We start from the raw sequence: 21,152 nt of genomic DNA on the forward strand, positions 1-21,152 counted from the left end.
GCCCTACGGCTGGTCGACCGGCGGCGTCGTCGTGCGCGGGGACGCGGCGGCGGACGCGCCGGACTGGGCGCCCAGGAACCCGCCCAGGGCGCCGACGAGGTCGAGCCCGGTGGTCGCCTTCACGACGTCCTGCAGCTGGGTCATGTTGCTCGCGACCGACTTCGTGAGCTGGTTCGCGCCGTCGGTCGAGACGACCGTGAGGGCGTCGATGTTGCCCATCGGGGCGGCCATCTCGCGGGCGATCTCGGGCAGGCGCGAGATGACCTGCGACGCGAGCGCCGCCTGGCCGAACTTGCCCTGGGCCTCGGCCAGCGCGTCGACGGCCTCGGCCTCGGCGAGGCCCTTCGCCCTGATCGCGGCAGCCTCGGCGCGACCGGCGGCCTCGACGGCGGCGGCCTCGTTCTCGGCGGCCGCACGGGCGGCGTCGGCCAGCTGGGTGCGGCGGAAGGCCTCGGCCTCGACGGCGGCGTTGGCCGCGTCGCGCTCGGCCTCGGCGTTCTGCACCGAGGCGTAGGCGGCGGCCTCGGCCGGCTGGCGCACGTCGATGTTGAGGCGCTCCTGGTTGACCTTCGCCTGCTCGGCGACGGCGATGCTCTCCTGCTCGGCGACGAGCTTGTCCTGCGTGGCGCGTGCCAGCTCGCCCGCGGCCGACGCCTCGGCGTTGGCCCGGTCGGTCTCGGCCTTGATCTGCGCCTGGCGCACGTCGAGCTGCAGCTGGCGCTCGGCCGTCTGCTGCGTGTTGCCGATGCGGGCCAGGGCCGCGATGCGCTCCGCCTCCGCCTCGGCCACGTCGGCGTTCTGCTTGGCGACCGCCGCCTCCGCGCGTCCGCGGTCGGCGAGGTACGTGCTGCCGGGCGTCTCGATCTCGCGGATGTTCATGGTCTCGATCTGCAGGCCGAGCTCGGCGAGCTCGCCCTTCGTCTCGTTCACGGCGTCCGCGGCGAGGCGCGAGAAGTTCTTGACGAGGTCGTCGACCGGCTGGCCGCCGATGAGCCCGCGGATCGAGCCCTCGAGCGACTGCTGGACGATCACGGGCAGCTGCTGCTGCTGCAGCAGGTAGCGCTGGGCCGCCCGGCGGACGCCGTCCTCGGTGCCGGTCACCTTGAAGTTGACGGTGGCCTTGACGGCGGTGCGGATGTAGTTGGCGTCGATCGCCTGCACCTCGACCGGGGTCTGGTACTGCTCGAGCGAGAGCGTGAAGCCCTCCTGGAAGATCGGCCAGACGAACGTGCGCCCGCCGATGATCACCTTCTGCGGGCTCGAGATGCCGCCGCCCTCGGAGCGCTCGGCCCCGCGGCCGACGACGATCAGCGCCTCGTTCGGCGGGACGCGGCGCACGCGGCTGGCGACGAACGACAGCAGGGCGAGCACGATGACGACGGCGACGACGACCGCGACGACGCTGGTGTTTCCGGTGATGAAGTCCACAGGGCTTCCTTCCAAGGGGCGGGGTGGTGCAGGGCTGGAGCGGTGCTGGGCGGGAACGGTGCTTGTCGGGGTGCGCCGGTGCGGCGAGGTGGGCCGGCGGCTGCGGCGCGGCGAGGGCTACGGGACGACGGGCCTACGGGGCGACCGGGCCCGCCGGTTCGACGGGCTCGACCTGCACGCGGGGCCCGGTCTCGGCCACGACCCGGACGCGGACCCCCCGGGCGATCGGGGCGTCGCTGTAGGCGAGGCGCCGCTCGAGCTCGCGGACGTCGTCGAGGCGGACCTCGCCGCCGCTCGGCGTGGTCGCCTCGGTCGTGGTGCCGGTGAAGCCGACGGGCGACCAGTGGCCGCCGCTCTCGCGCCGGGTGACCCGGCGGACGAAGAGCTGCACGAGCACGAGCACGGCCGCCGCCACGAGCACGGCGACCACATAGGTCCAGACCGTGTCGAGACCGGCCTGGGTGGTCACGAGCCCGGCCAGCCCGAAGATCGACAGGGCGGCGCCGAGCGCGACGCCCGAGACGAGGCCGTCGCCGACGTCGAGAAGGTCGAGCAGGTCGCCGACGACGATGCTGGCGAGGAGGACGACGAGCCCGACCGCCCCCACGACGATGAACGTGATCATGCGTCGAGACTGACAGGTCCGGAGGCGCCGCGCATCGCCTGCGCGGCGGAGCCCGGACGGACGGATGCCTCGCGACCCCGGGGGAGGAGCGACCCGCGCCCTAGCCGAAGAGGATCGCGGCCTCGTCGTAGCGGTGCTGCGGCACGGTCTTCAGGCTGTCGAGCGCCTCCTCGAACGACACGTGCACGATGTCCGTGCCGCGCAGGGCGACCATGCGCCCCCAGCGGCCCTCGACGACCGAGTCGCTGGCCGCCATGCCGAGGCGGGTCGCGAGCACGCGGTCGTAGGAGGTGGGGGTGCCGCCGCGCTGGATGTGGCCGAGGGTGGTCGCGCGCGTCTCGATGCCCGTGCGCTCCTCGATGATCGGCGCCAGCGCCTCCCCGATGCCGCCGAGGCGGGGGCGGCCGAACGCGTCGAGGCCGCGCTCGGAGTGCGCGTCGCTCTCGTGGTCGGGCACGAAGCCCTCGGCGACGACGACCAGCGGCGCGCGCCCGCGGTCGTAGGCCGACTGCACCCACGCCACGATCTGGTCCATGCTCGTGGCCTGCTCGGGGATGAGGATGGCGTGCGCGCCGGCGGCCATGCCCGAGTGCAGGGCGATCCACCCGACGTGCCGGCCCATCACCTCGGCCACCATGCAGCGGCTGTGCGAGTCGCCGGTGGTGCGCAGGCGGTCCATGGCGTCGGTCGCGATCTGCACGGCGGTGTCGAAGCCGAAGGTGTAGTCGGTGGCGCCGAGGTCGTTGTCGACGGTCTTGGGGACGCCGACGATCTTCAGGCCGGCGTCGGTCAGGCGCTTCGCGGCCGCGAGGGTGCCCTCGCCGCCGATGGCCATGATGGCGTCGATGCCGAAGCGCTCGAGGTTCTCGGTGATGCGCTCGACCCCGCCCGCGCCCTCGAAGGGGTTGGTGCGGCTCGTGCCGAGGATCGTGCCGCCCTGCTTCGCGATGCCCTGGATCTCCTTGCGGGTGAGGGGCATGACGTCGCCGTCGACGACCCCGCGCCAGCCGTCGCGGAACCCGACGAACTCCTGGCCGTGGATCTGCGTCCCCTTCAGCACCGCCCCTCGGATGACCGCGTTGAGTCCGGGGCAGTCGCCGCCGCTGGTGAGGATCCCTATCCGCATCGTGTCGCTCCGTCGCATGTCGGGCCCGGGGTCGGGCCGAGGTGCGTCCCATCATGGCGCACGGGGCTGCGTGCGCGGGTCCCTGCACGCCCGCGCCCGCACGGTCGGCAGCACGAGTCGGCGTACTACCCTCGGTGCATGACCGACCATCCCCCGCCGCGGCCGCCGTCGCCGTGGGCGCGGTTCGCACGGCCGGTGCCGGGCGAGCAGCGCGGGCAGTCCGTCGTGGGGCCGCCTCCGACCCTGCACCAGGAGGCGCGGGCCCGCCACGAGGCCGCCGCCGTGCCCGAGGTGGCCTGGCCCCCGGCCCCGGCGCCGGCCCCGTCGGACGAGGCGAGCCTCTGGGCACCGCAGCCGACGAGCTCGTCGGCCGGCGCCTCCTCGTCCTCGCCCCACGCCGCAGGCGGCCAGGGCTCGTACTTCACGTCGTTCGACGACGACGACCTCTGGGACAGCCGGCCTCCCCGCAGCGACGACCCGGGACGCGGGCTCGCGATCGCCTCGGTCGTCTTCGGCGTCTTCGCCGCGCCCCTCGGCCTCGTGTTCGGGCTGGTCTCGGCGCGGAGGTCCCGACAGGCGGGCCACGCCCCGACCCTGGCGCTGGTGGGCATGGTCCTCTCGGGCGTGGTGATCGTCGCGAGCCTCGTGTGGGGCATCTCGGCCGTCGACTACGTGACGCAGCTCTCGTCGACCTGTGCGCAGCTCGGCCCGGGCGACTACGTCGACGCGGACGGGCGCACGGTCACCTGCGGCTGACCGTGCGCCCGTCGGGGTGCGCCGAGCGCTGCCCGGCACCCTGGCTAGAGCTGGACGGTGCCCGTGTCCGCCACGTTCTTCGGGTGCCCACCCGTCAGCGCCGCCTTGGCGTACTTCAGCAGGGTCACGGCCTTCGGCTCGTTGCTGACCCAGTACTCGGCCGTGTCGACGTCGACCTCGATCAGGGCGACGGTGGGGTCGTCACGTCCCTCGTCGAACCACGCCTCGGCGCCGGCCGTCCAGAACTCGTCGACCAGCGCGGAGTCCTTCGTCACCGAGGCCTCGCCGGCGAGCGAGAGCCAGCCCTTGCCGGTCTCGACGGCGACGTTGACCTGCGGGTGGGCCTTGATGTCGTCGACCTTGGGGGAGGGGTCGCGGGTGAAGAAGTACACCTTGCCGTCGAAGTCGCGGTCGACGATCGCGAGCGGTCGGCTCACGAGGCGGCCGTGGCCGCTGCGGGTGGTCAGGATGCCGATGCGCCCGGCGTCGAGCACCTCGGCGACGCGGGAGATGTCGTTGGTCTCAGTCATGCGGGAGACGCTACGCCGGGGGCCCGGGGAGGCGTCCGGTCGCCGGAGGCGCGGTGCGGGTCGCAGAGGACGACGTCGCGTCCCGCGCACGGCTCGCACACGACCAGCTGCTCGCGGCACTGCAGGTCGGAGCAGTTCTGCATCCGGCTGGTCGCCTCGCCGCAGACGGAGCAGCGGCCGACGACGGCGGCGTGGTCGCTGAACTCGACGGACCCGCGCCGGTCGAAGACGTAGAGCGACCCCTCCCACAGGCCGTCGTCGCCGTAGCGCTCGCCGTAGCGCGCCACGCCGCCGTCGAGCTGGTAGACCCGGCCGAACCCCCGAGAGACCATCAGCGAGCTGAGGACCTCGCAGCGCACGCCGCCCGTGCAGTACGTGACGACGGTCTCGTCCTTGAGGTGGTCCCACCGGCCGCTGTCGAGCTCGGCCACGAACTCGCGGGTCGTCGCGACGTCCGGCACGACGGCGTCGCGGAACCGGCCGATCCGCGACTCGAACTCGTTGCGGCCGTCGAGGAAGACGACGTCCTCGCGCGCGACCAGCTCGTGCAGCTCCTCGGGCGTGAGGCGCGTGCCGCCGCCCACGACGCCCGACCCGTCGACGACCAGCTCGTCGGGTGCGCCGAACGTCACCACCTCGTCGCGGACCTTCACCGAGAGCCGCGGGAAGTCGTCGGCGCCCCCGTCGCTCCACTTGACGTCGAGGTCGCGGAAGGGGACGTACTCCCGGGTCTTGCGGAGCCAGCGCGCCACGTCGGACATCTCGCCGCCGAGGGTGCCGTTCACGCCGTCCGGCGAGAGCAGCACCCGGCCCCGGAGGCCGAGCGACTCGGCCAGGTCGCGCTGCCAGAGCCGCACGGCGTCGGGGTCGGCCAGCGGCACGAACACGTAGAACAGGACGATCTTCGAGACGGACACCGCTGGATCGTAGTCGACGGGATCGCCGACAGGGCATCTGTGCCCTAGTGTTGTACACGCCATGTGCCACACACGAGGAGGCGCCGTGCCCGTTCCGCTCGAACGACGTCGGGTCATCGCCCGGCGTCTGCACAAGGACGAGGTCCACGACAGGCTGCTGGCCGCGATCGTCTCGGGAGACCTGCCGGCGGGCTCGCGACTGCGCGACGCCGACCTCGAGGCCTGGTCGGGAGTGTCGCGCACTCCCATCCGGACCGCGCTCGTCCGGCTCGAGCGGATCGGCCTCGTGGAGGCGGCCCCGCAGCGCTGGACGCGCGTGGCCCGGCTCCGCCCCGCCGTCGTCCCCGATCTCGTCGTGGCGCTCTGTTCGCTCTGGCGTGACCTGCCGCGCGCCGGGCACGGGTTCCTCTCCCCGGAACGGTCGCGGGACGCCCGCCGGTCGCTCGCGCGCTGCGCCGACGCCCTCGCGGCGTTCCGCGAGTCGCCGAGCCCGGGAGTCGCCGAGTCTCGGGCCGTCGTCGACGCCGCGTTCGCCTGCGTGGCGCACCTGGAGGGCGACGGGCTGCCCGAGGTCACGGAGCAGCTCCTCCGTGACCTCGGCGCCCGGCTGCGACACCAGGCCGCCGCGCTCGGGCGGGGCCTCGACGTCGGCCCGCTGGAGGCGTGCCTCGACGAGGTCGACGCGGCGGTGCGGGCGGGCGACCCCCGCCTCCTGCGGTCGGCGTTGGACGGTCTCGCACGGCGGACGGCCGCGTCACGACCCGCCCTCGAGGCCCCGCGGTCGTCCTGGTGGCGACGGTGAGCGGCGTGGACCTCGCCCCGGGGGTCGACGACCGACGGCTGCTCAGCGAGGACGCGTTCCGCGTGCTCCGCGACTCCGTGGTCGACGGCACCCTCGAGCCCGGCGAGCACCTCCACGACGACGAGCTCGTGGCCTGGCTCGGGGTCTCCCGCACGCCGATCCGCAGCGCCCTCGACCGGTTGCGCGGCGTCGGTCTCGTCGAGCTGTCGGCGAACCGCTACACGAGGGTGCGAGACCCCGACGGCTCGTGGCTGAGGGACAGCGCGTCGGCCGTCGCCGCCCTGCACCGGGCGGCCGCCGTGGGGGTGCTGCCGCGGCTCGACGCGCGCTCCCTCGACGACGTCGTCTCGAGCGTGGCGGCCGTCCGGCCCCTGGTGCGACGCGCCTCCGGCCGTCCTGTCACCGGGGCGTTGCTGTGCTGCCTCGGCCTGGCGGTCGGCGGGCTCGCCGCGAGGTCGCCGAGCGAGGTCGTGGCGTCCGCCCTCGACGTGGCCGAGCTGCGGCTCGCCCACGGCCTGCTGTCGCGTCGCTGCGTCGTCGAGCTGTGCGCGTGGGACGACTTCGCGGCGTCGTCGGTCGCGGCCCTGGTCGCGCGGGACGCCGACGCTTGGGGCGACGCCGTGTCGCAGTTCACCCGACGGGTGGTGGCGACGGCCTGAGGGCGCCGCGCCGGTGCGGGCTCCTGCGTCAGTAGGCGCCGACCGGTCGCAGCACCGCGCCGACCGTGCGGAGCAGCAGCACGGGGTCGGTCGCCGCCGTCCAGTGGTGCACGTAGCCGAGGTCGAGGGCGAGGCTCGCGTCCCAGTCGAGGTCGGAGCGACCGCCGACCTGCCAGGGGCCCGTGAGGCCGGGCAGCACGAGGAGCCGCTGGCGTGCCCGGTCGTCGTAGAGGGCGACCTCGCACGGCAGCGCGGGACGCGGGCCGACGAGGCTCATCTCGCCCCGCAGGACGTTCACCAGCTGGGGCAGCTCGTCGATCGAGTAGCGGCGGATGACCCGGCCGACCCTGGTGACCCGGGGGTCGGCATGGAGCTTGAACAGCGGGCCGGCCCCGTCGTGCCGCCCCTCAGGTGGTGCGCACTGCTCGGCACGCATCGAGCGGAACTTCAGCATCGAGAACTCGCGCCCGTGCAGACCCGTGCGCTGCTGACGGAAGAGCGCGGGGCCGCCGCTGTCGAGGCGGACCGCGAGGCCGACGACGAGGAGCAGGGGGAGGAGGACCACGAGGCCGACGAGGGCCGCGACCGCGTCGACGACGCGCTTGCCGCGCCGGGCCGCGCCCCGACGGGCCGGGGCCTCGATCGGTCGTGGCGGGCGGGCGTCGCCGGTGTGCCGTCGGGACGTCGACGACCGCGCGAGGTGGCCGTCTCCCGTGGCGTCGCTCGTCGCCCCGCGGCGCGTCGTGGACAGGGTGGCGGTCACCGGCGCACCGCCGGGATGCGGGGTCGGGTGCCGATCGGGTCGACGTCGGTCTGGTCGGTGACCGACGGGGAGGTGCCGGTCGGGGCGACGGGGGCCGGGGCCGCGCCGGCCGAGTGGCCGGTGACGGACAGCGTCGCGGACGGGCGGGGCACGATCGCCTCGTGCAGCGACGACCGGCGGAAGACGCGGTGGAGCGCGTCGGCGGCGCTCGGCCAGTCGCGGGTGCGGAACGACCTGCCCAGGTCGCCGAGGTGGCCTGCGACGGAGGCGCGCGACCAGTCGACGGCGAGGTGGCGGCACAGGAACGCGGCCCGGATGTCGAGGGGCTCGGCCGCCCGCCTCACGAGCGGGTTCCCGGCCAGCTCGAGGAACGCCCCGCTGGCCTCGACGAGGCCGAGGCAGGTCGGGCCCGCGTCGAGGACGGCCAGCGCCCGGTCGGCGCGCTGGGCGGCGCCCTCGGAGACGGTGCGCGGCAACGACCGGACGGCCTCGCCGTGCAGGACGCCGATCAGCTCGAGCGTGTCGAGCAGGTCGAGGTCGTCCGCGGTGGCGACGCGGGTGAAGCGGTTGGCCTCGATCTGGACGAGGCCCTGTGCGGACAGCCGGGCCAGGGCCTCCTTCACGGGCGTCTTGGAGACGCCGAGCCACGCGGCGAGGTCGTCCTCGAAGAGCCGCTCGCCCGGGGTCAGGGTGCCGTCGACGATGGCGTCGCGGATCGTCTCGAACGTGAGGTCGCGGAGCAGACGTCGAGGATGGCGGGTGGCGTAGGCCGGCACAGGCATGTTCCTCCAATGTGGAGTACGCAAAATATCACACGTAGGTACGAGACCACCAGGGCTGACGGAGGCGCGGGTTACCATCGCCGGGTGGTCCTGGTCCCCGAGGCGTCCGTCGGCGCCGCCCCCCTCCGACCGGTCGAGACGGTCTACCGACCGGCCGACCCCGTCGACGTCCGGGCGACCCTGCGGACGCTGGCGAGGGGAGCGGGCGACCCTGCCTGGCGGGTCGAGGGCGAGCGCGTGTGGCGTGCCGTCCGCACGCCCTCCGGTCCCGGCACGCTGTGCCTCGCGGGCGGACGGTCCGAGGTGCGCGCGACGGCGTGGGGGCCGGGTGCCGAGTGGCTGATCGAGGGCGTCCCCGAGCTGCTCGGCCACGGCGACGACTGGGGCGGCCTCGACGTCTCCGGCAACGCCTTCCTCCGCGAGGCCCGCCGGCGGTCGCCCGGGCTCCGGCTCACCCGTGGCCGACAGGTGGTGCAGGTGCTCGTGCCGGCCGTCCTCGAGCAGAAGGTGACGAGCACCGAGGCGTGGCGCGCCTGGCGTCAGCTCGTCCGGGCGCACGGCGACCCTGCCCCGGGTCCGGCTCCCGACGGGATGGTGGTGCCGCCCTCAGCCGAGACGTGGCGCCGTGTGCCGAGCTGGGAGTGGCACCGGGCGGGGGTGGGGCCGCAGCGGTCCGCGACCGTCATGCGGGTCTGTGCCGTCGCCTCCTCGCTGGAGCGGGTGGTCGACCTCGGCCGAGGCGGGCCCGAGGCCGAGGCCCGGCTGCGCTCGGTGCCGGGCGTGGGCGTGTGGACGTCGGCCGAGACGACGCAGCGTGCGCTGGGGGACGCCGACTCGCCGAGCGTCGGCGACTACCACCTCCCCGCCCTCGTGGGGTGGGCGCTGATCGGCCGGCCCGTCGACGACGACGGCATGCTCGAGCTGCTCGAGCCGTGGCGCGGGCACCGCGAGCGGGTCGTGCGGCTCATCGGGGCCAGCGGCTTCGCGAAGCCGAGGTTCGGGCCCCGCATGACGATCCAGGACCACCGCCGGCACTGAGCCGCCCGGTGGGCGCGATCCCGCCCGGGTGCGGACTAGGAGGCGCGGGCCACGACTCCGGGGTCGTCCCCCGACGCGGCGTGGTCGGGCGACGCGGTGTGGTCGTGCGAGGTCGCGTGGTCGGGAGACGCGTCGTCGCCGATGGCCTCGAGCACGCGCCGCGAGAACGACTCGAGGATCGCGGCGTCGTCGTCCAGCGCCCCGACGAAGTAGCGCCGGATCGCGGCGGTGTGCCCCCGGGTCGCCGCGAGCATCGCCCGGCGGCCGTCGGCGGTGAGCTCGACCCAGGTGCCCCGGGCGTCGGACGCACAGTCGGTGCGGCGCACGAGGCCGCGCTTCTCCATGCGCGTGACCTGGTGGCTGACCCTGCTCTTCTCCCAGCCGATCTGCTCGGCGATGTCGCGCACCCGCAGCCGCCGGTCGTCGCTGCGGCCGAGGCCCACGAGGATCTCGTACTCGGGCGCCGAGACGCCGGAGTCGTCGTGCAGCCTCAGCTCGAGGGCACGGTCGAGACGCCGGCGCATCGAGTAGAAGGCGTCCCAGACGGCCCACTCGTCGTCGGAGAGTCGCTCGGCCATTCGCCCAGTGTAGGGACGGGGGTCCGGCCTATCCTCGACCCATGTCCGATGTGCGCGCCGCCGATCTCACCTCCCAGGTCGTCGACACGGTGCGACGGTGGCTGGTCGTCGCGTCCTCGGTCCCGGGCGACGCCGCGGCAGAGCGCTTCGCGGCGCTGCTCCGCGACCCCGACGGGCTCGCCTTCGCCGTGGCCTTCGCGGACCGCGTGGTGCGTCCTGAGGACCCTGCGGTGGCCGCACGGCAGCTCGACCGCCTGAGCCGGGACATGCCCGCCTCGCTGCCGTGGCAGCTCAAGGCCGCCGTCGCCGCGGGCGGCGGCTTCGGCCCGCTGGCTCCGCGCACCGTCGTGCCCGTCGCCCGGAAGGCCCTGCGACGGCTCGTGCAGCACCTCGTCGTCGAGGCGGCCCCCGACAAGCTCGGCCCGGCCCTCGCGTCCGCGGCCGACGGCGCCCGCCTCGACCTCGCCCTGCTCGGCGAGCCCGTTCTCGGCGAGGCTGCCGCCCGCCGCAGGGTCGAGGCGACCCGTGCGCTGCTCGAGCGGGACGACGTGCACCACGTCTCCGTGCCCGTCGCCTCCGTGGTCGGGACGGGCGCGGCCTGGGGCGCCGACGAGCGCGCCTCCGCCGCGGTCGAGGCGCTCACCCCGCTCTACGAGCTGGCGCTCGCGTCCGACCCGCCGAGGACGATCGACCTGGAGGTCGGCGAGCACCGGCACCTCGACCTCGCCATCGACGTCTTCACCCGGCTCCTCGACCAGCCGCAGCTGGCCGACCTCGAGGCCGGCATCGAGATCCAGGCCGACGTGCCCGACGCCCTGGCGTCCCTGCAGCTGCTGACCGACTGGGCCCGCGGACGCGTGGCCCGCGGCGGAGCGCCCATCCGCGTCCGGCTGACCGTCGGCGGCGTCGCGCTCGAGGCCGTCGACGCCGCGCTGCACGACTGGCCGGTCGCGACCCACACGTCGAGGGCCGAGGCCGACGCCGCGCTCCTCCGGGTGCTCGACCACGCCCTCCGTCCGGTGTCGGCCGAGTTCGCCCACCTGGGGCTCGTCACCGACGACCCGTTCGTCGTGGCCCACGCCTGGACCCTGGCGAAGCGGCGCGAGGTGACCCAGCACCTCACGATCGAGATGCCCCTCGGCACGTCTCGGGGGCTCCTCCGGGCGGTGCGGGCCGAGGTCGGCGACCTGGTCGTGCGGGCCCCGATCGTGCAGCACGGCGACCTCGAGGCCGCGGCCGACCACGTCGTCCGCCGCCTCGCCGAGGTCGCCGCGCCGGGCTCGCCCCTCGCCGCGACGGCCGACCTCGCCCCCGAGGGGACGGTCTTCGACCGTGAGGCCGTGCGCTACCGCGACGCCGCCGCGGCGGCGGAGGCCGCGGACGACGGCGACGTGCCGCTGCCCGCCCGTCGTCAGGACCGCTCCCGCCCTCACCTCGCCGGGGCCGACCTCGACCTCGACGGCTCGTCCTCGTTCCGCAACGAGCCCGACACCGATCCCGGGCTCGAGGGCAACCGCGCGTGGGCACGGCGCGTGCTCGCCGCCTCTCGCCGGTCGGACGCCGGTCTCGACGCGATCGAGGCCGCCCAGGTCGACGGCGACGACGGCGCGGCCCTCGTCGACGAGCTCGTGACCGACGCCGCCCAGGCCGGTGCGGTCTGGGGCCGCGAAGACCCGGCGACGCGCGCCGAGCTGCTCGAGCTCGCGGCCGACGGCGTCGCGCGTCAGCGGGCCGCCCTGCTCGAGGTGCTCGTCAGCGAGACCGGCTCCGTGCTCGACGGCGCCGACCCCGAGGTCAGCGCCGCAGTCGACTCGGCGCGGCACCACGCCGGCCTCGCCCGCGGCGAGGCGGGCCTCCTCGGTGCCCGGCACGCGCCTCCTCGCCTGACGGTCGTCGTCCCCTCGTGGCGTGCGCCCCTCGTGTCCGCGGCGGGGCCCGTCCTCGCCGCGCTCGCCGCGGGCAGCGCGGTCGTGCTCTGCCCGGTGCGGGAGTCGCGCCGCACCGCCGCCGTCCTGGCCGAGGTGCTCTGGGGCGCGGGGGTGCCGCGCTCGCTGCTCGTCCTCGTCGACCTCGAGCTCGACTCCGAGGCCGGCCGCCGGCTCGTGGGCCACCCAGCCGTCGACCGGGTGCGGCTGACGGGCTCGCTCGACCAGGCGCGGCAGCTGCGGTCGTGGCGACCGGACCTCGACCTCGTCGCCGAGGTGGCCGTGGCCGCCGTCGCGGTCGTGACCCCGAGCGCGGACGCCGACCTCGCGGCGGCGGACCTCGTGGCCGGCGCCTTCCGCTTCGCGGGCCAGGCCCCGTCGGCTTCACGCACCGCACTGCTCGTCGGCTCGGCCGCCCACGCCGAGCGGTTCCGCCGCCAGCTCGTCGACGCGGCGGCGAGCCTGCGGACCGGCTGGCCCGACGACGCGACGACGCAGGTCGGCCCCCTGATCGACCCGGCCGAGGGCGCCGTTCTCGAGGCGCTCACGGTCCTGGCGCCCGGCGAGAGCTGGCTCGTCGAGCCCCGGCAGCTCGACGACGACGGCGGCCTGTGGTCGCCCGGCGTCAAGGTCGGCGTGACGCCCGAGGGGGCGGCCCGCACCGCCGCCGCCGCCGCGCCCGTGCTCTGCCTGGTCGAGGTGGACGACCTCGACTCCGCGATCGAGCTGCAGCAGAGCCTGAGCGCCGGTGGCTCGGCCGCCCTGCACAGCCTCGACGTCGACGAGGTCGACACGTGGCTGCGACGCGTCCGGGCGGGCACGCTCGTGGTCGGGCGACCCACGTCGCCGATGGTCGTGCGTCGTCGGCCGGCCGCCTCGTGGGGGCGCTCCGTCGTGGGCCCCGCGGTCGCGCCGGGCGGTCCCGACGGCCTGCTCGCGCAGGGCTCGTGGTGGCGGCTGTCGCGCGAGCCCCACCCGTCGCTGCGCCTCACCGGGGTCCCCGACGTGGTCGTGCCCGTGATCGAGGCGGCCCGGTCGTCCCTGTCGTTCGAGCAGTTCGACCGCGTCCGGTCGGGCGCGGTCAGCGACGAGCGCGCCTGGCAGGCGCACGTCGGCGTGGCGCACGACGACTCCGACCTGCGGGTCGAGCGCAACGTGACGCGCTACCGGCCGCGGCCCGTGCTCCTCCGCCTGTCGTCCGACGCCGACCTGTCCGACCTCGTGCGCCTCCTCGTCGCGGCGGCCCGGGTGCGCGCGCCCGTGACGGTCAGCTCGGCCGTGCCCGTGCCGGCGTCCTTGGTCCAGCTGCTGCACTCGCCGGCGTCGCCGATGCGGGTCGGCGCCGTCGTGGTCGAGAGCGACCGGGCCTTCCTGGCCCGCGCCTCCGCCGGTCTGCTCCAGGCGCGGGAGGCGACGCACGAGCTGGACGACCTCAGCCTGCTCGCCCGGGCGACCGGGTCGCGCGACCCGGCCGCCGAGGTCGAGGGCGACGGCGACGGCGACGTCCCCCCGCCCGACGACGCCGCGGTCGCCGCGTACCGCGACCTGCACGTGCGGCTCATCGGGGGCGACCCCCGGGCCCTGGCCCGTGCGGTCGGCGGCAGCGTCGACGTCGTGGTGCACGGCGGCGACGTCACCGACGAGGGCCGGGTCGAGCTGCTGACGTTCGTGCGCGAGCAGAGCGTGACGGTCACGGCTCACCGGTCGGGGCTCGTCGACCCCGAGCTGCGCGACCTCAGGATCTGAGCGGCCTGGGCCCGGGCCCTCGGGCCAGGCCCCAGGCCTGCCCGGTTGCGGGCCTGAGCCGCCTGCGGGCCCGGACGGCGCCTCCGCGTCCCGTCCCGCTGCCCACCACCCCCGTAATTCGAGAGTGATCCGCCCCGCCGAGCGCGACCCGCCCCGCAGATCGGCCTCGCAGATCGGCCTCGCGGCCACAGATCTCTCTCGCTTTGCCCGCAGCGCCCGCCTGCCTCGGCAAATGCCGACCAGCGAGCCCGCTGAGCACCCCCAGTACCCGGATTTCACACTATTGGGATCGGCGCAGTCGGCATTTGCGGAGGCGGCGGCTGCGGACGGCGGGCGGGGGCGGCGCGGTCGGCATTTGCGGTGGCGGTGGCGGAGGCGGCAGGTGGCGCAGCCTCAGGCGGTGCGGCGGCTGATCAGCTTCGACAGCACGATGGCGCTGCGCGTGTGGTCGACGTTCGGGGCGTTGCGCACCCGCTCGAGCGCCTCCTCGAGGGAGGGGATGTCGCGGCTGCGCATGTGCACGATCGCGTCGGCGCTGCCCGTGACGGTGCCGGCGTCGACGACCTCGGGCACCGTGCTGAGGATGCGCTGCAGCTCGGCGGGCGAGACCGTGCCCCGGCAGAACAGCTCGACGAACGCCTCGGTGCCGAGGCCCTCGACGGCCGGGTCGACCTGGACGGTGAACCCCTTGATGACGCCGTCCGCCACCAGGCGGTCGACGCGGCGCTTGACGGCCGAGGCGCTGAGGCCCACCGACGACCCGATGTCGCCGTAGCCCGCGCGGGCGTTCTGCCTCAGCAGGTCGATGATGCCGTAGTCGAGATTGTCCACATCGGGCACTGTACGCTATTTTCTTGCGCGAGGGGTAGCGCAGGCGCACGATCGTTGCGTGGAGAGCAGCCAACGTGCGCGTTGTCGGTGTGACACTGAACTCCGTGAGCATCGCCGCCGAGACCGTCCAGCCCTCTCCCGAGGCCCCGCAGCCGCCGACCAGACGCGCGTCGCACCGCAGCGTGCTGATGTGCCGGCCGGAGCACTTCACCGTCAGCTACCGGATCAACCCGTGGATGGACCCGCAGGTGCCGACCGACACCTCGCGCGCCGTCGAGCAGTGGCAGACACTCTACGAGACCTACCTCGGGCTCGGCTTCGACGTGCAGCTGATCGACCCGCTGCCCGGCCTGCCCGACATGGTCTACTCGGCCAACGGAGGCTTCGTGCTCGACGGCAAGGCCTACGGGGCGAGCTTCACCTACCCCGAACGCCAGCCCGAGGGGCCGGCCTACATGGAGTGGTTCGCCGCCGCCGGCTTCGAGGTGGTCGTGCCCGAGGAGGTCAACGAGGGCGAGGGCGACTTCCTCCTTGTCGGCGACGTCGTCCTCGCGGGCACCGGGTTCCGCAGCGCGTCCGACTCGCACGCCGAGGTCGCCCGGGTCTTCGGCCGTGAGGTCGTCGGCCTCACCCTGGTCGACCCGAGCTTCTACCACCTCGACACGGCGATCGCCGTGCTCGACCCCGAGCCCGTCGACGGCGTCCACAACATCGCCTACCTCGAGAGCGCCTTCGACGAGCCGTCGCTCGCGGTGCTGCGCGAGCGGTTCCCGGACGCCGTGCTCGTGGGCCAGGAGGACGCCTCGATCCTCGGGCTCAACTCGTACAGCGACGGCTACAACGTCGTGATCGCCGCGGCCGCCACCGGCTTCGAGCGCCAGCTGCGCGAGCGCGGCTACAACCCGATCGGCGTCGACCTGTCCGAGCTGCTGCTCGGCGGGGGCGGCGTGAAGTGCTGCACCCTGGAGCTGCGACGATGACGACCGACACGACCGACACGACCCGCACCTCCTCGTCCACCGCCGCGGCGATCGCCGTCGAGGACGCCTCGCTGGCGCACAACTACCACCCGCTGCCCGTCGTCGTGTCGACGGCCGAGGGCGCCTGGGTGACCGACGTCGAGGGGCGCCGGTACCTCGACTGCCTGGCGGCGTACTCCGCGGTCAACTTCGGCCACGGCCACCCGACGCTCGTCGCGGCGGCGCGGGAGCAGCTCGACCGCGTCACCCTGACGAGCCGGGCGTTCCACAACGACCAGCTCGGCCCCTTCGCCGCCGAGCTCGCCGCCCTGCTCGGCAAGCAGATGGTTCTCCCGATGAACACGGGCGCCGAGGCCGTCGAGTCGGGCATCAAGGTCGCCCGTGCCTGGGGCTACCGGGTCAAGGGCGTCCGGCCCGGGGCCGCGAAGATCGTCGTGGCGGCGGGCAACTTCCACGGGCGCACGACGACCATCATCAGCTTCTCCGACGACGAGGAGGCGCGGGCCGACTTCGGTCCGTACACCCCCGGCTTCGTGACGGTGCCGTACGGCGACTCCGCCGCGCTCGAGGCCGCGATCGACGACGACACCGTCGCCGTGCTGATCGAGCCGATCCAGGGCGAGGCCGGCGTCGTCGTGCCGCCCGCGTCGTACCTGCCCGAGGTGCGTCGGATCACCCGCGAGCGGAACGTGCTGTTCATCGCGGACGAGATCCAGTCGGGGCTCGGGCGCACCGGCGCCACCGTCAGCTGCGACCTGGTCGACGTGGTGCCCGACCTGTACCTGCTGGGCAAGGCACTCGGCGGCGGCATCGTCCCCGTCAGCGCCGTGGTCGGCGACCGTGACGTCCTCGGGGTGCTGCGGCCCGGCGAGCACGGCTCGACCTTCGGCGGCAACCCGCTCGCCGCCGCGGTCGGCCTCGCCGTGGTGCGGATGCTCGCGACCGGCGAGTGGCAGGAGCGCGCGACGCGACTCGGCACCCGCCTCCGCGACGGCCTCGAGGCCCTCGTCGGCTCGGGCGTCGTGACCGTGCGCGGAGCCGGACTGTGGATGGGGATCGACATCGACCCGGCCGTCGGCACCGGCCGCGAGGTCTGCGAGGAGCTGATGCGCCGCGGGGTGCTCGCCAAGGACACGCACGGCTCGACCATCCGCCTCGCTCCGCCGATCGTGATCACCGAGGACGAGGTCGACGAGCTCGTGTCGACGCTCGGCTCGGTGCTGCGCGACCTGCGCCGGGGCTGAGCGCCCCGCGTGGCGTCGCGCCCCGCGGCGTCGCGCCTCAGTCGCGCGGGCGCCTCAGCCGCGGCCGGTCGGCGTGACGAAGAGGTAGACGACGCTGCGGGCCGTGCGGTGCTCCTGGGCGTTCGTGAAGCCGAGCCCCCCGAGCGTGCGGCGGTCGGCGTCGTCGAGCGCGTCGGTCTGCAGCCGGGCGATCCAGAGCCGGTCGACGCCGTCGAGGCGCTCGCGGAGCACGACGGCGTCGTCGGCGTCCTCCAGGTCGAGCGTGACGTCGGTGAAGCGCCCCTCGGGGATGCCGCTGCGGACGAAGGCCAGGTCGTCGAGCTCGTCGAACCGGTCGGGGTACGCGTAGAGGGCCTGGCGCGGCCTCGTCGAGACCGTGCCGGTGGCGTCGAGCAGGAACGCGTCGCCCGGTCGGGCCTGGCTCTCGATGTACGTCGAGAGCTGTGCGAGGTCCGCGCCGCCGCCCTTCGCCGCCGGCAGCCGCTGAGCGACCCAGGTCGGGGCGGAGGCCACGACGAGCAGCGCGATGAGGGCGATGCTGATCCGTCGACGCCGGAACCCGGTGATCGCGACGGCGAGCAGCAGGGCCATGCCGGGTGACGACCACGTCACGATCCGCGCCTGGTACACGGGCGAGAGCACGACGCCGAGGACGAGCATGAGGCCCGTGGGGATCGCGGCCCAGAGCGCCCCGAGCAGCACGACGCTGCCGGGGGTGCGCGACCTGTCCCGCAGGCGGGTGCCGAGCAGGATCAGCAGCACGACGGCGATGGCGGCCCACGTCACGGACGTCGCGAACCACGGCTCGACGAGCACGGTGTACCAGGTGATGTCGGAGCCCGTCGACGGGTCGTCGGCCGTCAGCAGCCTGGTCCGCTCGGAGAGCACGGTGCCGATCACCGGCGCCGAGGCGAGCAGGGCCGAGCCGGTCGAGATGGACCAGCCGAGGAGGCGGTGGCGGGCTCCCCGACGACGGCGCTGGGCCGGCGCGAGGACGAGGAACACCCCGTGCACGACGACGATCAGCCCGAGCGGGACGAAGGTGACTATCGCGCCGGCGAGGGCGGCCCCGTAGCCGATCCACCACCTCCTCTGGTGCCGGCGGGAGGCGACGAGCACCAGCACGGTGAGCCAGACGGCCACGGCCGCGGTGAGCGCGTACGGGCGCGCCTCGGTCGCCTCGAGCGTGAGGCGGGGCAGCACCGCCGAGATGCCGGCGGCGAGCAGGGCGGTGCGGCGGTCGGTGAGCATGCGCGTGAGCACGAGCACTCCGGCCGCGACGACGCCGACCGCGACCGCGCTCGGCAGCCGGGTGACGAACGTGCTCTCGCCGAGCAGGCCCGTCCAGAGGTGCATGAAGACGTAGTAGGCGCCGTGCACGAGGTCGCGCTGGTCGAGGAACGCGAGCAGGGCAGGCAGGGGGAGGCGCGCGGCCTGGAGGGTGGTGGCCTCGTCGCTCCAGTAGGAGGGGACCCAGGCGGCGGCGAACCCGACGACCAGCGCCGCGACGCCGGCCAGCAGCGGGTCGAGCCAGCGGCTGCGCGAGGGGACGACGGCCGGGTCGTGGCCGATGCTCACGCGGCTCCCGTCGACGCCGGGCCGGTCCACGACACCGGGCCGTCAGGCGACACGGGTCCTGCCTGTGCGCGGACCTCTGTCGCGGAGGCCAGCGTGGCGGGGCACGGCATCGATCCGTGGACCTCTCGATCGTCAGTCGGTGCGGTGGAGGAGTGCGTGCTGTCGAGCATCTGTCCCGAGCGTATCGTCCTGGCGTCCGGGACCGCTGGCCACGACGGCGTCCACGACCGGAGATCGACGCAAGAAGCCCCCGGCTTCACCGGGGGCTTCGTGATGTGGCTGGACGCGGCGTCGATCCGCGGACCTTTCGATTTTCAGTCGAACGCTCTACCAACTGAGCTACCCAGCCGTGGAGTCCAGCTCGTGAGCTGGTCTCTCGGAGGGACGTGCCCTCCAGACGAGTGACTCGCCTTGGCGACCCTGACCGGACTTGAACCGGCGACCTCCGCCGTGACAGGGCGGCGCGCTAACCAACTGCGCTACAGGGCCAAACTGGTGATGCTGTGTGACTGCTTCGTGCTGATGTTGCTGCGATGCTGATGTTACCCGGACCTGGTCAGAAGGAGAAACCGGAGCTTCTCGGTCGGACCGTGACCCCAACGGGATTCGAACCCGTGCTGCCGCCGTGAAAGGGCGGTGTCCTAGGCCACTAAACGATGGGGCCGAGTGGTCCACGAGGAACCACAGGCAACCGAGGAGCAAGCATACAGATCGGAGACCCTCCGCGCAAAACGGTCTCGACGGGCCCCGTGGCGGCCGCTGCTCGACACGACTCGCCGCCGGGCGCGACCTGCTGGCGGGTCGGCACGGGGCCGTCTACCTTCGACCTGTACTCCACAGTTCGTCGGTCGCGAGATCGACGGACGATCGGACGGCTCGGGCCTCCCGGGCGAGCTCGACCTCGTGCACGACGAAATCGGAACCTCGATGACCTCCAGCCGCACCCTCCGCCACCGCGCCTCCTCGGCCCTCGCCGTCCACCGCGGCCCGCACGGCGCGCGCATCGCCGCCGCCCTCGCGGCCGTCGCCCTGCTCGTCGGCGCGGGCGTCGCGTCGCCGCAGGCCGCCCACGCGGCGGACTACCCGTCCTGGGCCGACGTGCAGGCCGCCCGCGGCGACACGGCCGCGAAGCAGGGGGAGATCGACACGCTCCAGGGCCTGCTGACCCAGCTCGACGCCGATCTCGACGCGAAGAACGAGGACGCCCGGCAGAAGGGCGACGCGCTCCAGGCGGCGCAGACCGCCTACGACGACGCGCAGTTCCGCACCGCCCAGCTGCAGGCCCAGGCCGACGACGCCGCGAAGGTCGCCGCCGCCAGCGAGGAGCGGGCCGGCCAGCTCGCCGCCCAGCTCGGACGGTCCGGCGGCAACGACGGCATCAGCAGCAGCCTCATCGCCGACCCGGGCGACGCGGGCCAGCTGCTCTACAAGCTCGGCGCGATGAGCAAGCTCACCGAGCAGGCCGACGGCATCTACTCGCAGGCCACGCAGGACCGCAACACCGCGCAGTCGCTCAGCGACCAGGCCGCCGTCGCGGCCGCCGCCCTCGAGGAGCTCGCCGACGAGGCCCGGGTCGCCCTGGCCGCCGCGAACGAGGCGGCGCAGGCCGCCGCCGACGCGCTCGCCGAGCAGGAGGACAACAAGACCCGGCTGGAGGCGCAGCTCGCGATCCTGCAGCAGGACCTGCAGACCACCGAGGCCGAGTTCCAGGCCGGCGAGGAGGCGCGCAAGGCGGCCGAGGCCGCTGCGGCAGCCGAGGCGGCCAAGTACGGCAGCCCGACCAACGGCACCCCGGCCGGCGTCATCTCGAGCGCGGGCTGGACCCGCCCCTCCGGCGGCAACGTCGTCAGCGGCTTCGGCATGCGCGTCAACCCGGTCACCCACGCCTACGTGCTGCACGCCGGCACCGACCTGGCCGCCGCCTGCGGGACGCCGATCTTCGCCGCCACCGCGGGCACGGTCAGCTACGCGGGCTGGATGGGCGGCTACGGCAACTTCGTCCAGGTCGACCACGGCGGCGGCGTCAGCACCGGCTACGGCCACCAGGTCAACGGCGGGATCATGGTGTCCGTCGGCCAGCGCGTCGAGGTCGGCCAGCGGATCGGCACCGTCGGCTCGACCGGCAACTCGACCGGCTGCCACCTGCACTTCGAGACGCGGCAGGGCGGCGTCGCGGCCGACCCGGTCCCGTTCATGTCGGCGCGGGGCATCCGCCTCTAGCCCGACGGGCGACGACGAAGGGCCCGACGCTCGTGCGTCGGGCCCTTCGTCGTGTGCGGGAGGCGCGGGTCAGTGGCCCTCGGCCGCCAGCTTGACGATGCCGGCCTCGACGATGGCCTCGGCCTCGGCGGCGTCGCCCCAGCCCTCGGTCTTGACCCACTTGCCGGGCTCGAGGTCCTTGTAGTGCTCGAAGAAGTGCTCGATCTCCTTGCGGAGGTACTCGGGCACGTCGGTGACGTCCTGGATGTGCTCCCAGCGCGGGTCCTTCGCGGGGACCGCGATGACCTTGGCGTCGCTGCCGCCGTCGTCGGTCATGTTGAAGACGCCGACGGGACGGACCTTGACGCCCACCCCCGGGAACAGCGGGTAGTCGAGCAGCACGAGCACGTCGACGGGGTCGCCGTCGAGCCCGAGCGTGTTCTCGAAGAACCCGTAGTCGGTCGGGTAGACGAAGCCGGTGAAGAGCACGCGGTCGAGGTAGACGCGACCCGTCTCGTGGTCGACCTCGTACTTGTTGCGGCTTCCCTTGGGGATCTCGATCACGGCGTCGTACGCGGCCATGGGTGCTCCTGGTTCAGTCTCGGGGGCACGCCGACCAGGCCGGTCGGCGGCTGCCGGTAACGT

General features: G+C 74.4%; 19 protein-coding genes and 3 tRNA genes. 8 read left to right on the plus strand and 14 right to left on the minus strand.

Annotation, left to right across the window (positions count from 1 at the left end; genetic code table 11):
* Positions 1-3: 3 nt before the first annotated feature.
* The 3 genes from IFT90_RS00405 to IFT90_RS00415 all read right to left on the minus strand — a co-directional run bounded on the left by IFT90_RS00405 (position 4) and on the right by IFT90_RS00415 (position 3,179).
* Positions 4-1,428, minus strand: coding sequence for an SPFH domain-containing protein (locus tag IFT90_RS00405; RefSeq protein ID WP_192040527.1), 1,425 nt, complete (start codon positions 1,426-1,428; stop codon positions 4-6).
* A 133-nt stretch (positions 1,429-1,561) separates the two neighbouring features.
* On the minus strand, positions 1,562-2,053 hold the full coding sequence (locus tag IFT90_RS00410; protein WP_192040528.1) for an NfeD family protein: 492 nt from the start codon (positions 2,051-2,053) through the stop codon (positions 1,562-1,564).
* Positions 2,054-2,153: 100 nt separating this feature from the next.
* Complete coding sequence (locus IFT90_RS00415) at positions 2,154-3,179, minus strand: 6-phosphofructokinase (protein ID WP_123548256.1); 1,026 nt, start codon at positions 3,177-3,179, stop codon at positions 2,154-2,156.
* Between the two features lie 138 nt (positions 3,180-3,317).
* Between IFT90_RS00415 and IFT90_RS00420 the strand changes: the two genes are divergently transcribed.
* Positions 3,318-3,935 (plus strand): DUF4190 domain-containing protein, encoded by a 618-nt coding sequence (locus IFT90_RS00420; RefSeq protein ID WP_192040529.1) that lies wholly within the window; start codon positions 3,318-3,320, stop codon positions 3,933-3,935.
* A 44-nt stretch (positions 3,936-3,979) separates the two neighbouring features.
* Here IFT90_RS00420 and IFT90_RS00425 read toward each other — a convergent pair whose 3' ends face one another.
* Positions 3,980-4,465, minus strand: coding sequence for a pyridoxamine 5'-phosphate oxidase family protein (locus IFT90_RS00425; protein WP_192040530.1), 486 nt, complete (start codon positions 4,463-4,465; stop codon positions 3,980-3,982).
* Positions 4,462-5,382 (minus strand): rhodanese-related sulfurtransferase, encoded by a 921-nt coding sequence (locus IFT90_RS00430; RefSeq protein WP_192040531.1) that lies wholly within the window; start codon positions 5,380-5,382, stop codon positions 4,462-4,464. Before IFT90_RS00430 ends, IFT90_RS00425 begins: the two co-directional genes overlap by 4 nt.
* A gap of 85 nt (positions 5,383-5,467) precedes the next feature.
* Between IFT90_RS00430 and IFT90_RS00435 the strand changes: the two genes are divergently transcribed.
* The gene (locus IFT90_RS00435; protein WP_192040532.1) at positions 5,468-6,184 is read left to right on the plus strand and encodes a GntR family transcriptional regulator; all 717 of its coding nucleotides are present in this window, start codon (positions 5,468-5,470) and stop codon (positions 6,182-6,184) included.
* A gap of 5 nt (positions 6,185-6,189) precedes the next feature.
* On the plus strand, positions 6,190-6,843 hold the full coding sequence (locus tag IFT90_RS00440) for a GntR family transcriptional regulator (RefSeq protein WP_192040533.1): 654 nt from the start codon (positions 6,190-6,192) through the stop codon (positions 6,841-6,843).
* Positions 6,844-6,871: 28 nt separating this feature from the next.
* Here IFT90_RS00440 and IFT90_RS16625 read toward each other — a convergent pair whose 3' ends face one another.
* Positions 6,872-7,606 carry a sugar transferase gene (locus IFT90_RS16625; protein WP_197980776.1) on the minus strand — a complete coding sequence of 245 codons (735 nt, stop codon included), beginning with the start codon at positions 7,604-7,606 and terminating at the stop codon, positions 6,872-6,874.
* On the minus strand, positions 7,603-8,382 hold the full coding sequence (locus tag IFT90_RS16630; protein WP_371812024.1) for a GntR family transcriptional regulator: 780 nt from the start codon (positions 8,380-8,382) through the stop codon (positions 7,603-7,605). The genes IFT90_RS16625 and IFT90_RS16630 overlap by 4 nt, the downstream gene beginning before the upstream one ends.
* 90 nt (positions 8,383-8,472) lie before the next feature.
* On the opposite strand from IFT90_RS16630, the gene IFT90_RS00455 reads away from it, so the two are divergent.
* Positions 8,473-9,426 carry a DNA-3-methyladenine glycosylase gene (locus IFT90_RS00455; RefSeq protein ID WP_371812025.1) on the plus strand — a complete coding sequence of 318 codons (954 nt, stop codon included), beginning with the start codon at positions 8,473-8,475 and terminating at the stop codon, positions 9,424-9,426.
* Between the two features lie 35 nt (positions 9,427-9,461).
* Here the strand turns inward: IFT90_RS00455 and IFT90_RS00460 are convergent, their stop codons facing one another.
* On the minus strand, positions 9,462-10,004 hold the full coding sequence (locus tag IFT90_RS00460; RefSeq protein ID WP_192040534.1) for a MarR family winged helix-turn-helix transcriptional regulator: 543 nt from the start codon (positions 10,002-10,004) through the stop codon (positions 9,462-9,464).
* A gap of 41 nt (positions 10,005-10,045) precedes the next feature.
* Here IFT90_RS00460 and IFT90_RS00465 point away from each other — a divergent pair, with 41 nt between their 5' ends.
* Entirely contained in the window at positions 10,046-13,675 is a 3,630-nt protein-coding gene (locus tag IFT90_RS00465) for a proline dehydrogenase family protein (RefSeq protein ID WP_192040535.1), read from the plus strand.
* A gap of 393 nt (positions 13,676-14,068) precedes the next feature.
* Here IFT90_RS00465 and IFT90_RS00470 read toward each other — a convergent pair whose 3' ends face one another.
* A complete protein-coding gene (locus tag IFT90_RS00470; protein WP_123547455.1) occupies positions 14,069-14,506 on the minus strand; it encodes an Lrp/AsnC family transcriptional regulator in 438 nt (145 codons plus the stop codon).
* Between the two features lie 188 nt (positions 14,507-14,694).
* Between IFT90_RS00470 and ddaH the strand changes: the two genes are divergently transcribed.
* Positions 14,695-15,486, plus strand: coding sequence for a dimethylargininase (ddaH, locus tag IFT90_RS00475; RefSeq protein ID WP_123548260.1), 792 nt, complete (start codon positions 14,695-14,697; stop codon positions 15,484-15,486).
* On the plus strand, positions 15,483-16,730 hold the full coding sequence (gene rocD / locus IFT90_RS00480) for an ornithine--oxo-acid transaminase (RefSeq protein WP_192040536.1): 1,248 nt from the start codon (positions 15,483-15,485) through the stop codon (positions 16,728-16,730). Before ddaH ends, rocD begins: the two co-directional genes overlap by 4 nt.
* Before the next feature lie 54 nt (positions 16,731-16,784).
* Here the strand turns inward: rocD and IFT90_RS00485 are convergent, their stop codons facing one another.
* The 4 genes from IFT90_RS00485 to IFT90_RS00500 form a co-directional block, all read right to left on the minus strand.
* The gene (locus IFT90_RS00485) at positions 16,785-18,308 is read right to left on the minus strand and encodes a glycosyltransferase family 39 protein (RefSeq protein ID WP_192040537.1); all 1,524 of its coding nucleotides are present in this window, start codon (positions 18,306-18,308) and stop codon (positions 16,785-16,787) included.
* A 276-nt stretch (positions 18,309-18,584) separates the two neighbouring features.
* Positions 18,585-18,657: transfer RNA gene (locus tag IFT90_RS00490), tRNA-Phe, on the minus strand.
* A 63-nt stretch (positions 18,658-18,720) separates the two neighbouring features.
* Positions 18,721-18,797, minus strand: a tRNA-Asp gene (locus IFT90_RS00495).
* A gap of 102 nt (positions 18,798-18,899) precedes the next feature.
* Positions 18,900-18,972: transfer RNA gene (locus IFT90_RS00500), tRNA-Glu, on the minus strand.
* 263 nt (positions 18,973-19,235) lie between these two features.
* On the opposite strand from IFT90_RS00500, the gene IFT90_RS00505 reads away from it, so the two are divergent.
* Positions 19,236-20,528 (plus strand): peptidoglycan DD-metalloendopeptidase family protein, encoded by a 1,293-nt coding sequence (locus IFT90_RS00505; RefSeq protein WP_192040538.1) that lies wholly within the window; start codon positions 19,236-19,238, stop codon positions 20,526-20,528.
* Between the two features lie 69 nt (positions 20,529-20,597).
* On the opposite strand, the gene ppa is transcribed toward IFT90_RS00505, so the two are convergent.
* Positions 20,598-21,089, minus strand: coding sequence for an inorganic diphosphatase (gene ppa / locus IFT90_RS00510; protein ID WP_192040539.1), 492 nt, complete (start codon positions 21,087-21,089; stop codon positions 20,598-20,600).
* Positions 21,090-21,152 lie beyond the last annotated feature (63 nt).

Origin of the sequence: Frigoribacterium sp. CFBP 8766 (assembly GCF_014841435.1) — a bacterium.
Lineage (GTDB): Bacteria > Actinomycetota > Actinomycetes > Actinomycetales > Microbacteriaceae > Frigoribacterium.

What these genes read in the sequence shown, in the direction of transcription:
- IFT90_RS00410 (WP_192040528.1), bottom strand. Translation starts at nt 2,053, where the DNA reads ATGATCACGTTCATCGTCGTGGGGGCGGTCGGGCTCGTCGTCCTCCTC.
- IFT90_RS00415 (WP_123548256.1), bottom strand. Translation starts at nt 3,179, where the DNA reads ATGCGGATAGGGATCCTCACCAGCGGCGGCGACTGCCCCGGACTCAAC.
- IFT90_RS00420 (WP_192040529.1), top strand. Translation starts at nt 3,318, where the DNA reads ATGACCGACCATCCCCCGCCGCGGCCGCCGTCGCCGTGGGCGCGGTTC.
- IFT90_RS00425 (WP_192040530.1), bottom strand. Translation starts at nt 4,465, where the DNA reads ATGACTGAGACCAACGACATCTCCCGCGTCGCCGAGGTGCTCGACGCC.
- IFT90_RS00460 (WP_192040534.1), bottom strand. Translation starts at nt 10,004, where the DNA reads ATGGCCGAGCGACTCTCCGACGACGAGTGGGCCGTCTGGGACGCCTTC.
- IFT90_RS00465 (WP_192040535.1), top strand. Translation starts at nt 10,046, where the DNA reads ATGTCCGATGTGCGCGCCGCCGATCTCACCTCCCAGGTCGTCGACACG.
- ddaH (WP_123548260.1), top strand. Translation starts at nt 14,695, where the DNA reads ATGTGCCGGCCGGAGCACTTCACCGTCAGCTACCGGATCAACCCGTGG.
- rocD (WP_192040536.1), top strand. Translation starts at nt 15,483, where the DNA reads ATGACGACCGACACGACCGACACGACCCGCACCTCCTCGTCCACCGCC.
- IFT90_RS00505 (WP_192040538.1), top strand. Translation starts at nt 19,236, where the DNA reads ATGACCTCCAGCCGCACCCTCCGCCACCGCGCCTCCTCGGCCCTCGCC.
- ppa (WP_192040539.1), bottom strand. Translation starts at nt 21,089, where the DNA reads ATGGCCGCGTACGACGCCGTGATCGAGATCCCCAAGGGAAGCCGCAAC.